Source organism: Candidatus Arthromitus sp. SFB-mouse-Japan (assembly GCF_000270205.1).
Classification (GTDB): Bacteria; Bacillota; Clostridia; order Clostridiales; family Clostridiaceae; genus Dwaynesavagella.
Map to the genome: position 1 here is coordinate 291,344 of NC_015913.1, position 16,352 is coordinate 307,695.

A 16,352-nucleotide genomic window follows, 5' to 3' on the forward strand; every position below is an offset into this window, starting at 1 on the left:
TTAATCTCCTTTTAAAATAAATTTTAATTTCTAGAGAGGTATCGATATGGAAAGGGTTTTAATATTAGATAGTAATAGTATTTTAAATAGGGCTTTTTATGCTCTTCCACTTCTTAGCTGTTCTGAAGGAATACATACTAATGGAATACTTGGATATTTGACGATGTTTTTTAAAATGCAGGAAGAATTTAATGCTACATATGTGATTGCAACTTTTGATAGAAAGGCTAAGACATTTAGACATTTGGAGTATAGTAACTATAAATCTGGTAGAAAATCTATGCCTAATGAATTATTTGAGCAACTTGAACCACTAAAAGAAATATTAAAAGCAATGAATATAAATATTTTTGAGCTCGATGGTTTTGAGGCTGATGATTTAATAGGAACATTGTCAAGAATATATGAGGAAGAAGGATTTGAACCTATAATAGTTACAGGGGATAAAGATGCACTTCAGCTTAGTTCAAGTATAACAAAAGTAATTATAACAAAAAAAGGTATAACAGATAAAGAAGTTTATAATGAAGAAAAGATGATTGAGGTATATGGAGTAACTCCAACTGAGTTTATAGATGTTAAGGCTATTATGGGTGATAAATCTGATAATATTCCAGGTGTTTCTGGTATTGGAGAAAAGGGAGCAATTTCTTTAATAAAAGAGTTTAAGAGTATTGAAAATCTTTATGAGAATTTAGAATGTTTAAAGGAAGGTAAAATTAAAAAGAATTTAATAGAAGGAATGGAGTCGGCTTTTTTATCGAAGAAATTGAGTAAGATAAATAGATTTGTACCCATTGATTTTTCTTTGAATGATATGAAAGTTTATAGTGAGTTAGACCACTTAAGAGTGTATGAATTATATAATAAATATGAATTGAAGTCTTTATTGAATAAAATAAATTCAAATAATGAGTCTTATGAAATATTAGTTAATGAAATTTCTAGTACAGAAGATTTAACAGATTTATTAAATAAGATATATAATTCTAATTGTAATTTGTATATTTATTGTGATGTTTTAGGCAATAAGGTTTCTGAGATGCATTTTGGGAATATGTATATTAATTTTAATAATGAAAATTACATATTGAAAGAGAATTTTATATGCGAAAATTTTGATGATGTGAGTAGGATTTTTTCTTCTAAGAATGATAAAATATGTTTTGATTCAAAAATGATACATAAAGTTATGCTTATAAATGGTAAAGAAGTAAATAATATAATTTTTGATTTGGTTATAGGGGATTATTTATTAAAACCAGGTAGGGAACGCACTCTTATAAGTTTGTGCAGGGATTATGTATCTGTATCTTTAGATGAGGATGATACTTGTTTAGCAGTTTCATTTTTTGAAGATATCTATAAAACTATTTTAAATAAAATAGATAAATGCAATATGAGAGAACTTTATTTTGAAATCGAACATTTATTATCTCCAATTTTAGCTAGTATTGAATTAGAAGGATTTAGGGTTTCTGTTGAGATGTTAGGAGAATTGAAGGAGAAGTTTGATATAAAAATAAAGGAACACTCTGAAAAAATATATAGTTTATCAGGCGAAGTATTTAATATTAATTCTCCTAAGCAATTAGGTAAGATACTATTTGAAAAGCTGGATTTACCAGTTATAAGGAAGACTAAGACTGGGTATTCAACTAATGCTGAAGTTTTAGAAGCTTTAATGGACAAACATGAGATTATAGAGGAAATTGTAAATTATAGACAGATAACAAAGCTACAATCAACTTACATACTTGGACTTATGGATGTTATAGATTATGATTTTAAAGTTCATACATCTTTTAATCAAACATTAACAGCTACAGGAAGATTATCTAGTGTAGATCCTAATCTTCAGAATATACCTATTAAATATCCTCTAGGTCGAGAAATAAGAAAAGCATTTATTGCGGAGAAAAATAGCTATATATTATCTGCTGATTATTCTCAAATTGAACTTAGAATGCTTGCGCATATATCAGAAGATGATAATATCATAAAAGCATTTAGAGAAAATTTAGATATTCATAAAATGACTGCATCAGAGATTTTTTCTGTTGATGAAGATGATGTAACAAGTGAGATGAGAAATAAGTGTAAGGCTGTTAATTTTGGAATTATATATGGAATAAGTGATTTTGCTTTATCTAATGATTTGAAGATATCTAAAAAAGAAGCTAGAGAGTATATGGATAGGTATTTTAATAGATATGTTGGGGTTAAGAGATATCTAGATGAAATCGTAGTTAAGGCCAAGAAAGATGGTTTCGTGACAACTATTTTTAATAGGAGAAGGGATATTCCTGAGATAAAGTCATCTAATAAAATTATAAGATCTCTTGGAGAAAGACTTGCTATGAATACACCTATACAAGGCAGTGCTGCTGATATAATAAAACTTGCCATGATAAAAGTTTACAATAGGTTAAATGAAGAAAATTTAAAATCTAAAATAATACTTCAGGTTCATGATGAACTTGTGCTAAATGTGTATGAAGATGAGATTGATAGGGTATCTTTAATAGTTAAGGAAGAAATGGAATTATGCTATGATGGGATATTAGTTCCATTGAGTATTAATTTATCTTATGGAAAAAATTGGTTTGAAGCGAAGTAGTGTTGGGGGGAATTATTTGAAAAAGATAGGGTTAACTGGGGGTATAGCTACAGGTAAGAGCACATCAGTTAGAATGTTATTGAAAAAAGGGTTTAAAATTATAGATTCAGATAAGATTGTAGGAAGTATATTAGATGAAGATGAGGAAGTTTTATTGTATATAAAAGATGAATTTGGATGCAAATTTGTTTGTGATAATAAAATCTTAAAGCGTGATTTTGGGGAATATATTTTTTCTCATGACAGCGAGAGGATAAGATACGAAGATTTTATAATGCCTAAAATTTTAAAATGCATAGATAAGGAATTTAAATTTTATGAAGAGAGTAGTGAAGATATTTGTATACTAGATGCTCCTATTTTAATTGAAAAAGGTATACATCTCTCAATGGATTATGTTATATTGGTATGGGCTAAAAGAGATCAACAAATAAGTAGAATTATGCAGAGAGATAATTTGAATAGAGAAAGTGCTATCAAAAGAATAAATGCACAGATGGATATTGATATAAAGAAGAGATTTGCTGATTTCATAATTGATAATTCGAAGGGAGAAGAATGCTTAAAGGATCAAATAAATAAATTGAGTTTATTTTTAAATAATCTCTAATTTGAATGGTGGTACAATTAAATGGTAAAAGTAAGAAATATTATTGCAATTTTAATAGGTCTTGCATTAGCCTTTTTTGTTTCTGTAAGTATTTTGAAATCTCTATATACAGTAAAATATTATAATTATATTGAGAAGTATTCTGCTATGTATGATTTAGATAAATATTTGGTTATGTCTGTTATAAAAGCTGAGAGTAATTTTGATAAAGATGCAGTATCTGTAAAGGATGCAAGAGGTTTAATGCAAATAACACCTCTAACTGCTAATTGGATAGCAGAACAAATAAATTTAATAGAATTTTCTTTAGATAAGTTAAATGATCCAGAGATTAATATATTTATGGGTTGTTGGTATTTAAATAATTTAAGGAAGGAGTTTAATGGAGATTATGTTTTGATTTTATCTGCATATAATGCTGGAAGAGGGAATGTTAATAAATGGTTAAAGAACGAGGAATTTTCTAAGGATGGTAAAAAATTAGATTATATACCATTTAAGGAAACAGAATTATATATAAAGAAAATAGGATTAAATTATAATATTTATAAATATTTGTATAGAGATAAATGATAATATAATTGACAAATAATAATAATATAATTATAATTCTAAGTATATTTATATATTTGCAGGTATGCTGAAATTGGCAGACAGGCTAGATTGAGGGTCTAGTGTGCGTATGCACGTATGGGTTCAAGTCCCTTTACCTGCACCATTTTTGATAGCGATTGTATATAGTACATCGCTATTTTGTTTTTATATTTTATAGGTGGTGTATTTTATGAGTAAAGTGTTAAAGTTAAACCCTCTTTATATGGAGAAAATATGGGGGTATGAGAAATGGATTTTATCAACTCACAAAAATGGAATTTCTTTTGTTGATTCTGATCAGAGAAATTTGCTTGAGTGTATAGGTAGAGAATTGCCTATTCTGATAAAGGAAATAAAGGCGAATAATAACCTGTCAGTACAGGTTCACCCATCAGACGATTATGCTAATAAATATGAGAATGATTTTGGTAAAACAGAGTGCTGGTATGTATTAGATGCTGATAAGGATGCAACTCTTATTTGTGGTTTAAAGGATGGAGTTACTAAAGAAGATTTTAAAAATGCATTGGAATGTTCGAATGTGGAAGGATTGTTGAAAAGAATTAATGTTAAAGTGGGAGATATGATATATATACCAGCAGGAACTGTTCATGCTGTAGAAGGTGGAATAAAAATACTTGAGATACAACAATGTAGTGATGTTACTTATAGGATATATGATTGGGGAAGGGATAGAGAAGTCCATATAGATAAGGCACTGGATGTTATAAATTTTAATAGTGATGTAAATTATGGTAGGATAGAAAATTTTACAAGGTTGGAATCACCTTATTTTATAGTTGAAAAATTAATCATTGACGGGGAATACATAGATCATTGTGGTGATAATTATTGTGTTTATATTTGCTTAAATGGGAGTGGAACTATAACAATGAAAAAAAATGGAAATGCAATAAGTATATCAGAGTTAGATACAATATATATTTCTCAAAACATTGGCTGTAAAATTAACGGGAGCATAGAGGTATTAAAAGTGGTAGATAAAATCACCTTAAATTAGGTGGTTTTATTTATAGTTACAATTCAAGCGATTGTATAAATAGTTTATCAACTACGAAATCATTTTTAAAAAAAAGTAATATATTTGCCTTAGTTTTGATTTTATTATTAATTTGTATGTCATAATGTGTTATATTTTGAGTGATGTATGATGATATATCTAATATATTTTTAGCTTGTAAAATAGAATATAATTTATTAAAACCCTCTAAATTATCGGAATAATTGTTAAATAACAAGTATATTAAACAATCAATTAGATTTTTTAAAACTAAGGTTACTCTTGGCTTAGACAAACTTAGTAATTCTAATGAGGATACAAGTTCATTTTTTATCATGATAATTCCTCCCTTTGTAAATTTTTAAAAATGAATCTAAGTTCATCTTATAATAAATTTGAACTGTTTACTATTATACATTTGTCATATAAAATTGTACAGCAATTTAATATAATTTAAATTTTAACTATAGATGATACTGTGCTTAAAAAGTTAGTATATATAAAAAAGATAGTTATAATATTTTCCGAATTTGGTATAATTATTTAATATGTTAGGCTTTTAGGGTGATATTTAATGAATGAAATTAGAGATAAATATAATAAGTATATAGGAAATGAATTAAGAGACAAAATTTCAAATTTAAATATAGTGATTGGTAATTTCAATAATATTAAGTATACACATAATTTGGGAATATGTACTGCGCTTGAGAAACTTTATAGAGTTTTACCTTACAAAGAAGAGGAAATTAGTTTTTTAAATAAAATTATAAACTCTATTAAGAAATTAGATTTAAATTCTATAATTACATTATGTGATGATTATGAGTTTAGATTTTTTAAGATTTATGATTATTTAATTGATAATTTAAGTCAAAAATTTTTTGATTATCATTTAGCTAGTTTATTTATAGACGTTTTATTGAATACTCACACTGTTAATGGAGTGAATTTATCTTTATTTATATTAAGTTTTTTTAATCCTACAGGATTATGTGAATTATATATTGATAATTTGCAGGAGGATATGGATTATTTAGAGATCGGCTCTTTTGTTATATTAGATAGAAATATTATTAGTAATGAATATTTTTTAGTACTTAATTTGTTTTATAGTGGTAAAAAAATTAATTATCTTTTAAATGAATTTGGAAGAAATTGTAGTATATCTTTAGGATTATTATCATTTGTATTTTATTTATATGAAATTGATTTTTATAATTTAAATGATAACAATGGTATAGAAGATTTAAAAGTTTTAAGATATTTAAATAACTTAAGAAAGAAATTAAATCTAGTTTTTAAAAAGAACATATTTTCAAATAAGTTTATATATTTAGAACTGTTTAAGAAAGTTGAGGCTGTTATAAGTAATTTTAAGCATTTAGTGATGGGTAAAGAGGTTTATATTGATATTGAATATATACGAATTTATTTAGAATTAGTTGGTACAGGAAACAAGTTTTTTAATAATGAGGTTCAAGATTTTATAAAAAAAGAACTTATAAATAGCATAGGATATTTTAATATTAAAAAATGTAAAGACATATTTACTATATATGATATGTTAAATATAAATATTTCAGATATTATTAATGAATTAATTATAGAAAATTATGATAATGTTACATTTGCAGATTTATTATTTAGATCTATTAGGGAATATAGATATGGAATAGATATAGTTAGATATTTCGAGAATACATTTTATTTTAATAAATTGATATATAATAGAAAGATAATTACAACTGTATTAAGAGTGTTAGTTTTGATATACGAAAAAAATCAATCAGTTAGTGATGTTGGACTTAGGATTGTACGAAGTGTAATTAATGATAAGCATTTATATCTTACATATAGTGATTATGTAAAATATTTTGCTATTAAGATTATAGAAAGGGGGTAGATATATGTCATATATAGGATATTCTGATAAATTTCATGTATTTACTAAAATAATATCAGATATTGTCTTAGATAAAGAAACTGATATTTTAAATGATAATAACTATTTAAAATATTATAATAAGATATGTGATTATTTAAATCTTTACATAGATGAAAACGATTTGATTGCGTTTATCAATTGTAATAAATTTCCTATTATTAAAGCAGAGTTAATGATTTATAATTTGAATAATTTAATAGAAAAGAATGTGGAATATAAACAAAGATTACATAAATTTATTTCAAATAACATTAGACTTTTTTCGAAAAATATAGTTGTATCTATATTAGCTTTACTATTTGATGATTTTTTAAATCAGTATAAATCATGTATTTTAAGTGGTAATAATTTCTATATCTCATTGTTTGGTATGTATATTTCTCTAGAAGACAATGAGTTTTTACAATTAATAAGTTCTATTTTAGAAGATGTTATATTGGATGAAAATGAGTTTTATTTTTTGTTATTGTTTTTATCAGATGCTGTTGATTTTACTAGTTATAATAAATATATAAAGAATTTTATTGATTATTATTCATTTCATAAAGAATTAGGATTACAAAAAACTAATTATTTGTCTATAGTGATATATGAGATTTTTAGAATAGATAGTTTTTTTTCGTATATGTGGGAGGATAGAAAGGAAAATTTAATAAAAAATAAGGAGTTTTTATTAAATTTATTAAATTTATTAATTTCGTACCATTTAGAGTGTAAATGTGATTTTTTAATCAAACAGGATAATGAAAATATTGAGACTTATTTTGAATTGATATACAAATTATTAATTAGTTTGTTTGAATTTGAAGTTGATGATTTTGAATATAAGATTTTATTGGATATTTGTGAATATATTATTCTTGATGATTTAGATTTTGAAAGCAATTCAATTAAGAAGATAAGGGATGTAGTGTCTTGTATATTAAAGCCATATTATGATAAATTGGAGATTTGCTCTAAAGAAGAATTGAATATTAGTGATTATAATAAAAAGGTTATTTTGTTATGGTTATTTCAGGAAGATTATATTTATGTACTCGATGAGGTAATTAAATTTAATTTAGTTAAGTATGAGTTTGTGATTATTATTTTAAAACTTATATTTGGGGATATGTTAGATAATCGTGTGCGTTATTTATTGAAATTTAATGAAACTTTATTGTTAAATATAGATTTGTTTAGTGATGAGGAAATAAAGGAAATTGTTAATTATATGTTATGGATTTTAAAAGATATTTTGAAATATGATAATAACGGAAATTTATTATCAATTTTATTAACAGTTTTTAAATACTCTACTTTTAGTGATGATAGCATTTATGAATTAATAAATATAATATTTGATATTAAGTCCATGATTAGTAATAGTTTGATATTTGATGGTAAATCATTTTATAATAATTTATTGGAAAATAGTAGTGTGATTTATTGTAGATTGGACAGAGAATATGCATACGCCAAGAATATATTTACTAGATATAATAGTAAAATTTTAGATGAGAGGGATAGGCTTATATTTTATTTAGAAAGCTATCTTTCATGTAGTAATAGAGAGAATAGAGAAAAGAGAATTACATATTATTCGTATTTGTTAACCTTAAAATATTTTGATTTATATAAATTTGAAATTAAGTCTTATTTCGAACCTATAAAGTATAGATATAATAAACTAAAAAGTGAAATTAGTTTTTTAATTTATGATGCTATCCATGAAGAAGGATTTAAATTAGGGATTATATTATCTTTGCTATTTAAATCCGATGAGTATATTGATGTATATAAAAGCGTAGTTAATAAAGTGAGTTGGGGAGATATCTTTTATGGAATATACCAAATTTATGGTGATGAAATAGTAGAACTTAGTGATTTAATGAATCATAGTTGTTATATTTTTAGAATTAAGTTTAAACTTATCTCTATTTATGGTAGTACAAGATTTAAAAGTTTAAATAAGAGAAATGCTGTTATAAGAGAAAAAATATTTGAAGATTTAAATGCTTTTACAGGAAAACTTAATTCGTATGTATTTATATATAGTATAATTTTTTCTGATTATTATTCTGATAAAACAAGTAGTATAAATATATTAACATTAAATTTAAAGACTATACTTAAATTGATAAATGAAGATTTAAATGATGATATAATATTTGATAGTTATATATATTATAAATTTAGATTTTATATTTCGTTGTATTGTAATAAAATTATATCTTATACTCAAATACAAACATTAGATCATATAATTAAAACTCTTAGAAACAAATTTTTTGATATTAATAAAGAGATGGTTGTTAAGGAAATCGAAAATGATATAAGTTATAAAAATTTAATATCAGGCAAAAATATAAAAAGTGAATATAATGATATACTATATTTTTTAGATAAGGTTATAAATGGTGTTAAAACAAGTGATTACTATGATGAGATTTTTTATTCTGAAAATATAGAATTAATCACGAGTATATTGAATTCTGAAAAAAAATTTTATAATAAAGAAATGGAATTATTCTATAGTTATATAGAAACTATAAATTTTTTTATATTGGATAAAATATATTTATGTAGTTTGAATAAGCCTATTATAGCTAAAGTATTCATAAAGGTATTAAATAATTATCCTATAGTTCTTTATAAAACGTTAAATGATAATAATAAATTTTATATTTACAAAAAAATAGTGGAAATTAATAAATAATTTCCACTAAAACGATTTTAAAATATATTAAAAAAGTTATTGACTTATTTAATATGATTTGATATTATACTAAGGTAAGTTAAGTAATGTTATTAGATCATTGACAATTGGATAGGGAAAAGGAATGAAGAGAAGAAGTCAACGTTAATTTTGAGAGACTGGGAGAAGGATAAGAGTTTGATCCTGGCTCAGGACGAACGCTGGCGGCGTGCCTAACACATGCAAGTTGAGCGGAGATATATGGAGCTTGCTTTATATAACTTAGCAGCGAACGGGTGAGTAACACGTAGATAATCTATCCTATACTGGGGGATAGCCCGATGAAAGTTGGATTAATACCGCATATAGCTATATAGTTGCATGATTATGTAGTGAAAGATTTATTGGTATAGGAGGAGTCTGCGGCACATTAGCTAGTAGGTGAGGTAAAGGCTTACCTAGGCGACGATGTGTAGCCGGTCTGAGAGGATGAACGGCCACAATGGAACTGAGACACGGTCCATACTCCTACGGGAGGCAGCAGTGGGGAATATTGCACAATGGGGGAAACCCTGATGCAGCAACGCCGCGTGAGTGAAGAAGGTTTTCGGATTGTAAAGCTCTGTTAGCAGGGAAGAGGAAGGACGGTACCTGCAGAGGAAGCCACGGCTAACTACGTGCCAGCAGCCGCGGTAATACGTAGGTGGCAAGCGTTGTTCGGAATAACTGGGCGTAAAGGATGCGTAGGCGGTTAAACAAGTTATATGTTAAATATATAGGCTTAACCTGTAGAAAGCATATAAAACTGTTTAACTAGAGTGCAGGAGAGGTAAGTGGAATTCCTAGTGTAGCGGTGAAATGCGTAGAGATTAGGAAGAACACCAGTGGCGAAGGCGACTTACTGGACTGTAACTGACGCTGAGGCATGAGAGCATGGGGAGCAAACAGGATTAGATACCCTGGTAGTCCATGCTGTAAACGATGGGTACTAGGTGTGGGTTGTGAATAACAATTCGTGCCGTCGCAAACGCAATAAGTACCCCGCCTGAGGAGTACGATCGCAAGATTAAAACTCAAAGGAATTGACGGGGACCCGCACAAGCAGCGGAGCATGTGGTTTAATTCGAAGCAACGCGAAGAACCTTACCTAAACTTGACATACCTTGAATTACCTTGTAATGAGGGAAGCTCGCAAGAGCAAGGATACAGGTGGTGCATGGTTGTCGTCAGCTCGTGTCGTGAGATGTTGGGTTAAGTCCCGCAACGAGCGCAACCCTTGTTGTTAATTGCTAACAGGTTAAGCTGAGCACTTTAGCGAGACAGCCTAGGTTAACTAGGAGGAAGGTGGGGATGACGTCAAATCATCATGCCCCTTACGTTTAGGGCTACACACGTGCTACAATGGTGAGAACAGAGAGAAGCAAGCTAGTGATAGTGAGCAAAACTTATAAAACTCATCTCAGTTCGGATTGCAGGCTGAAACTCGCCTGTATGAAGATGGAGTTGCTAGTAATCGCGAATCAGAATGTCGCGGTGAATACGTTCCCGGGTCTTGTACACACCGCCCGTCACACCATGAGAGTTGGCAACACCCGAAACCTGTGGGCTAACCATATAGGAGGCAGCAGTCTAAGGTGGGGTCAGTGATTGGGGTGAAGTCGTAACAAGGTAGCCGTAGGAGAACCTGCGGCTGGATCACCTCCTTTCTAAGGAAAGAAAGAAGTGGATAACTTTTTCCTATTCAATTGTGAGTGACCTATAATTGGAAGGTTACTAAGAGGGACTATAGCTCAGTTGGTTAGAGTGCACGCCTGATAAGCGTGAGGTCGATGGTTCGAGTCCATTTAGTCCCACCATTACCGTTTAACATAGATCTTTGAAAATTGTATATAAATAGTAAAGATGCGAAAGGTAGCAAGTTAAATTATTAGCAATAGTAATTTAAGAGCTGGAAGAATATAGAAAGAAAAATAGGTCAAGCTACTAAGAGCGCACAGAGGATGACTTGGCATCAGGAGCTGATGAAGGACGTGATAAGCTGCGATAAGCTACGGGTAGACGCAAATAGTCATGGATCCGTAGATTTCCGAATGGGGGAACCCACATAGTGAGAGACTATGTATCTAGTAATGAATTAATAGTTATTAGAAGGTAGACGCAGGGAACTGAAACATCTAAGTACCTGTAGGAAGAGAAAGAAATATCGATTCCCTAAGTAGTGGCGAGCGAAAGGGGAAGAGCCCAAACCCAAGGAAACTTGGGGGTTGAGGGGGTCTATAATTGAGAAAGTAGGTTAGATGAATATAGATGGAAATCTAAGCCGAAGAGTGTAATAGCCACGTAATTTAAAACTGAAATTGAGAGAGACTTACCCAGAGTACCACGAGACACGAGGAACCTTGTGGGAAGCAGGGTGGACCACCACCCAAGGCTAAATACTACCTGATGACCGATAGAGGAGTAGTACCGTGAGGGAAAGGTGAAAAGAACCCCGGGAGGGGAGTGAAATAGAACCTGAAACTGTGTGCTTACAACCGCTCAGAGCACGTAATATGTGTGATGAGGTGCTTTTTGTAGAACGAGCCAACGAGTTACGATGTGTAGCGAGATTAAGGTCTTAAGGACTGTAGTCGAAGAGAAATCGAGTGTTAATAGCGCGAATAGTTGCATGTTGTAGACCCGAAACCGGGTGACCTATCCATGATCAGGTTGAAGCGAAGGTAAAACTTCGTGGAGGACCGAACCACGTTGGTGTTGAAAAACCATGGGATGAATTGTGGATAGCGGAGAAATTCCAATCGAACTCGGAGATAGCTGGTTCTCCCCGAAATAGCTTTAGGGCTAGCGTTAATACATAGAATATAGGAGGTAGAGCACTAAATGGGCTAGGGGCCGTAAGGTTACCGAACCTTATTAAACTCCGAATGCCTATATTTGTTTATTAGCAGTCAGTCTAAGAGTGATAAGATTCTTGGACAAAAGGGAAAAAGCCCAGATCACCAGCTAAGGTCCCAAAGTATGAGTTAAGTGGTAAAGGATGTGGAGATTCTAAGACAACTAGGATGTTGGCTTAGAAGCAGCCATTCATTTAAAGAGTGCGTAATAGCTCACTAGTCGAGAGTTTCTGCGCCGAAGATAAACGGGGCTAAAACTCATCACCGAAGCTGTGGAATGGAAACATTGGTAGGGGAGCGTTGTATAAGAGTTGAAGCTAAAGCGGGAGCAATAGTGGATTTTATACAAGAGAGAATGTTGGCATAAGTAGCGAGAATTAGGTGAGAATCCTAATGGTCGAAAGCCTAAGGTTTCCTGGGGAAGGTTCGTCCGCCCAGGGTAAGTCGGGACCTAAGCTGAGGTCGAAAGGCGTAAGTGATGGATAATCGGTAGATATTCCGATACCACTAATTATTGATTGATCGATGGAGGGAAGCAGAAGGATAGGATAGCCAACAGATGGAGGTTGGTCTAAGAGAAGAGATAGCATGTAGAGGCAAATCCATATATGCGATTAAGTTGATTCTTTATGGGGAGACGAATGAGTTGAAGTATCTGATTTCACACTGACGAGAAAAACTTCTAGGTAGATAATTAGTGCCCGTACCACAAACCGACACAGGTAGGCGAGGTGAGAATCCAAAGACCAGCGGAAGAATTGCAGTTAAGGAACTCGGCAAATTGACCCCGTAAGTTAGCGAGAAGGGGTGCCATAGAGATATGGTCGCAGAGAATAGGCCCAAGCAACTGTTTATCAAAAACACAGGTCTCTGCAAAAGCGAAAGCTTAAGTATAGGGGCTGACGCCTGCCCGGTGCTGGAAGGTTAAGGGGAGCTGTTATCGTAAGAGAAGCAGTGAACTTAAGCCCCAGTAAACGGCGGCCGTAACTATAACGGTCCTAAGGTAGCGAAATTCCTTGTCAGGTAAGTTCTGACCCGCACGAATGGCGTAATGACTTGGGCGCTGTCTCAACTGCAAATCCGGCGAAATTGTAGTGCAAGTGAAGATGCTTGCTACCCGCGATTGGACGGAAAGACCCCGTAGAGCTTTACTGTAATTTAGCATTGAGTTTTGGTAATATTTGTACAGGATAGGTGGGAGACTGGGAATCTAGATCGTCAGATTTAGAGGAGTCGATGTTGGGATACCACCCTGATATTGCTGAAATTCTAACTGGGATCCATGAACTGGGTACAGGACACTGTTAGATGGGCAGTTTGACTGGGGCGGTCGCCTCCAAAAGAGTAACGGAGGCGTTCAAAGGTTTCTTCAGAAGGGATGGAAATCCTTCGTAGAGCGTAAAGGCATAAAGAAGCTTGACTGCGACACCTACAAGTGGAGCAGGTACGAAAGTAGGACTTAGTGATCCGGTGGTACCTCGTGGGAGGGCCATCGCTCAACGGATAAAAGCTACCTCGGGGATAACAGGCTGATCTCCCCCAAGAGTTCACATCGACGGGGAGGTTTGGCACCTCGATGTCGGCTCGTCGCATCCTGGGGCTGAAGTAGGTCCCAAGGGTTGGGCTGTTCGCCCATTAAAGCGGCACGCGAGCTGGGTTCAGAACGTCGTGAGACAGTTCGGTCCCTATCCGTCGCGGGCGCAGGAGATTTGAGAGGAGCTGTCCTTAGTACGAGAGGACCGGGATGGACTAACCAATGGTGAACCAGTTGTTCCGCCAGGAGCACGGCTGGGTAGCTAAGTTAGGAAGGGATAAACGCTGAAGGCATCTAAGCGTGAAGCCCACCTTAAGATAAGATCTCCCATAGCGTAAGCTAGTAAGACCCCTTGAAGAACACAAGGTTGATAGGTAAAAGGTGTAAGTATGGTAACATATTTAGCTGATTTATACTAATAGGTCGAGGGCTTGACCAAAATTAGCAATATATTATTTATATACAATTTTGAGAGATTAAAATATTTCTCAATATCTGGTGATTATAACGTGTAGGCAACACCCCTATCCATACCGAACAGGAAGGTTAAGCTACACTGTGCTGATGGTACTATAGGGTTACCCCTATGGAAGAGTAAGTCATTGCCAGTTTGTTCCGCGGTAGCTCAATGGTGGAGCACTCGGCTGTTAACCGATAGGTTGGAGGTTCGAGTCCTCTCCGCGGAGCCAATTATTAGATCATTGACAATTGGATAGGGAAAAGGAATGAAGAGAAGAAGTCAACGTTAATTTTGAGAGACTGGGAGAAGGATAAGAGTTTGATCCTGGCTCAGGACGAACGCTGGCGGCGTGCCTAACACATGCAAGTTGAGCGGAGATATATGGAGCTTGCTTTATATAACTTAGCAGCGAACGGGTGAGTAACACGTAGATAATCTATCCTATACTGGGGGATAGCCCGATGAAAGTTGGATTAATACCGCATATAGCTATATAGTTGCATGATTATGTAGTGAAAGATTTATTGGTATAGGAGGAGTCTGCGGCACATTAGCTAGTAGGTGAGGTAAAGGCTTACCTAGGCGACGATGTGTAGCCGGTCTGAGAGGATGAACGGCCACAATGGAACTGAGACACGGTCCATACTCCTACGGGAGGCAGCAGTGGGGAATATTGCACAATGGGGGAAACCCTGATGCAGCAACGCCGCGTGAGTGAAGAAGGTTTTCGGATTGTAAAGCTCTGTTAGCAGGGAAGAGGAAGGACGGTACCTGCAGAGGAAGCCACGGCTAACTACGTGCCAGCAGCCGCGGTAATACGTAGGTGGCAAGCGTTGTTCGGAATAACTGGGCGTAAAGGATGCGTAGGCGGTTAAACAAGTTATATGTTAAATATATAGGCTTAACCTGTAGAAAGCATATAAAACTGTTTAACTAGAGTGCAGGAGAGGTAAGTGGAATTCCTAGTGTAGCGGTGAAATGCGTAGAGATTAGGAAGAACACCAGTGGCGAAGGCGACTTACTGGACTGTAACTGACGCTGAGGCATGAGAGCATGGGGAGCAAACAGGATTAGATACCCTGGTAGTCCATGCTGTAAACGATGGGTACTAGGTGTGGGTTGTGAATAACAATTCGTGCCGTCGCAAACGCAATAAGTACCCCGCCTGAGGAGTACGATCGCAAGATTAAAACTCAAAGGAATTGACGGGGACCCGCACAAGCAGCGGAGCATGTGGTTTAATTCGAAGCAACGCGAAGAACCTTACCTAAACTTGACATACCTTGAATTACCTTGTAATGAGGGAAGCTCGCAAGAGCAAGGATACAGGTGGTGCATGGTTGTCGTCAGCTCGTGTCGTGAGATGTTGGGTTAAGTCCCGCAACGAGCGCAACCCTTGTTGTTAATTGCTAACAGGTTAAGCTGAGCACTTTAGCGAGACAGCCTAGGTTAACTAGGAGGAAGGTGGGGATGACGTCAAATCATCATGCCCCTTACGTTTAGGGCTACACACGTGCTACAATGGTGAGAACAGAGAGAAGCAAGCTAGTGATAGTGAGCAAAACTTATAAAACTCATCTCAGTTCGGATTGCAGGCTGAAACTCGCCTGTATGAAGATGGAGTTGCTAGTAATCGCGAATCAGAATGTCGCGGTGAATACGTTCCCGGGTCTTGTACACACCGCCCGTCACACCATGAGAGTTGGCAACACCCGAAACCTGTGGGCTAACCATATAGGAGGCAGCAGTCTAAGGTGGGGTCAGTGATTGGGGTGAAGTCGTAACAAGGTAGCCGTAGGAGAACCTGCGGCTGGATCACCTCCTTTCTAAGGAAAGAAAGAAGTGGATAACTTTTTCCTATTCAATTGTGAGTGACCTATAATTGGAAGGTTACTTAAGGATATAGATCTTTGAAAATTGTATATAAATAGTAAAGATGCGAAAGGTAGCAAGTTAAATTATTAGCAATAGTAATTTAAGAGCTGGAAGAATAT

At 33.2% G+C, this 16,352-nt stretch carries 7 protein-coding genes, 3 tRNA genes and 4 rRNA genes; 13 read left to right on the top strand and 1 reads right to left on the bottom strand.

Annotation, left to right across the window (positions count from 1 at the left end; all coding sequences use genetic code 11):
• The first annotated feature begins 46 nt into the window (after positions 1-46).
• The 5 genes from polA to SFBM_RS01415 all read left to right on the top strand — a co-directional run bounded on the left by polA (position 47) and on the right by SFBM_RS01415 (position 4,845).
• Entirely contained in the window at positions 47-2,620 is a 2,574-nt protein-coding gene (gene polA, locus SFBM_RS01395; protein WP_005807230.1) for a DNA polymerase I, read from the top strand.
• Between the two features lie 16 nt (positions 2,621-2,636).
• The gene (coaE, locus tag SFBM_RS01400; protein ID WP_007440486.1) at positions 2,637-3,230 is read left to right on the top strand and encodes a dephospho-CoA kinase; all 594 of its coding nucleotides are present in this window, start codon (positions 2,637-2,639) and stop codon (positions 3,228-3,230) included.
• Positions 3,231-3,251: 21 nt separating this feature from the next.
• Positions 3,252-3,803, top strand: a complete 552-nt coding sequence (locus SFBM_RS01405) for a lytic transglycosylase domain-containing protein (RefSeq protein WP_005807226.1) — start codon at positions 3,252-3,254, stop codon at positions 3,801-3,803.
• Between the two features lie 58 nt (positions 3,804-3,861).
• Positions 3,862-3,948 (top strand) — tRNA-Leu (locus SFBM_RS01410).
• A 66-nt stretch (positions 3,949-4,014) separates the two neighbouring features.
• Entirely contained in the window at positions 4,015-4,845 is an 831-nt protein-coding gene (locus SFBM_RS01415; protein WP_014017831.1) for a class I mannose-6-phosphate isomerase, read from the top strand.
• Positions 4,846-4,861: 16 nt separating this feature from the next.
• Here the strand turns inward: SFBM_RS01415 and SFBM_RS01420 are convergent, their stop codons facing one another.
• A complete protein-coding gene (locus tag SFBM_RS01420) occupies positions 4,862-5,182 on the bottom strand; it encodes a hypothetical protein (protein ID WP_005807222.1) in 321 nt (106 codons plus the stop codon).
• 237 nt (positions 5,183-5,419) lie between these two features.
• On the opposite strand from SFBM_RS01420, the gene SFBM_RS01425 reads away from it, so the two are divergent.
• From SFBM_RS01425 to SFBM_RS01460, 8 genes are all read left to right on the top strand, one after another.
• Entirely contained in the window at positions 5,420-6,751 is a 1,332-nt protein-coding gene (locus SFBM_RS01425) for a hypothetical protein (RefSeq protein WP_005807220.1), read from the top strand.
• A gap of 4 nt (positions 6,752-6,755) precedes the next feature.
• Positions 6,756-9,491 (top strand): hypothetical protein, encoded by a 2,736-nt coding sequence (locus SFBM_RS01430; protein WP_014017832.1) that lies wholly within the window; start codon positions 6,756-6,758, stop codon positions 9,489-9,491.
• Between the two features lie 165 nt (positions 9,492-9,656).
• Positions 9,657-11,176, top strand: a 16S ribosomal RNA gene (locus SFBM_RS01435).
• Positions 11,177-11,249: 73 nt separating this feature from the next.
• Positions 11,250-11,326 (top strand) — tRNA-Ile (locus SFBM_RS01440).
• A 117-nt stretch (positions 11,327-11,443) separates the two neighbouring features.
• Positions 11,444-14,337: ribosomal RNA gene (locus SFBM_RS01445) — 23S ribosomal RNA — on the top strand.
• Between the two features lie 55 nt (positions 14,338-14,392).
• Positions 14,393-14,509 (top strand): 5S ribosomal RNA (gene rrf, locus SFBM_RS01450).
• Between the two features lie 3 nt (positions 14,510-14,512).
• Positions 14,513-14,587 (top strand) — tRNA-Asn (locus SFBM_RS01455).
• Between the two features lie 77 nt (positions 14,588-14,664).
• Positions 14,665-16,184: ribosomal RNA gene (locus tag SFBM_RS01460) — 16S ribosomal RNA — on the top strand.
• Together the 16S, 23S and 5S rRNA genes with 2 tRNA genes alongside form the textbook arrangement of a ribosomal RNA operon.
• Positions 16,185-16,352 lie beyond the last annotated feature (168 nt).

Bases quoted from the DNA above. Each gene is read 5' to 3' on its own strand.
- polA (WP_005807230.1), top strand. From the start codon at position 47: ATGGAAAGGGTTTTAATATTAGATAGTAATAGTATTTTAAATAGGGCT.
- SFBM_RS01405 (WP_005807226.1), top strand. From the start codon at position 3,252: ATGGTAAAAGTAAGAAATATTATTGCAATTTTAATAGGTCTTGCATTA.
- SFBM_RS01415 (WP_014017831.1), top strand. From the start codon at position 4,015: ATGAGTAAAGTGTTAAAGTTAAACCCTCTTTATATGGAGAAAATATGG.
- SFBM_RS01420 (WP_005807222.1), bottom strand. From the start codon at position 5,182: ATGATAAAAAATGAACTTGTATCCTCATTAGAATTACTAAGTTTGTCT.
- SFBM_RS01425 (WP_005807220.1), top strand. From the start codon at position 5,420: ATGAATGAAATTAGAGATAAATATAATAAGTATATAGGAAATGAATTA.
- SFBM_RS01430 (WP_014017832.1), top strand. From the start codon at position 6,756: ATGTCATATATAGGATATTCTGATAAATTTCATGTATTTACTAAAATA.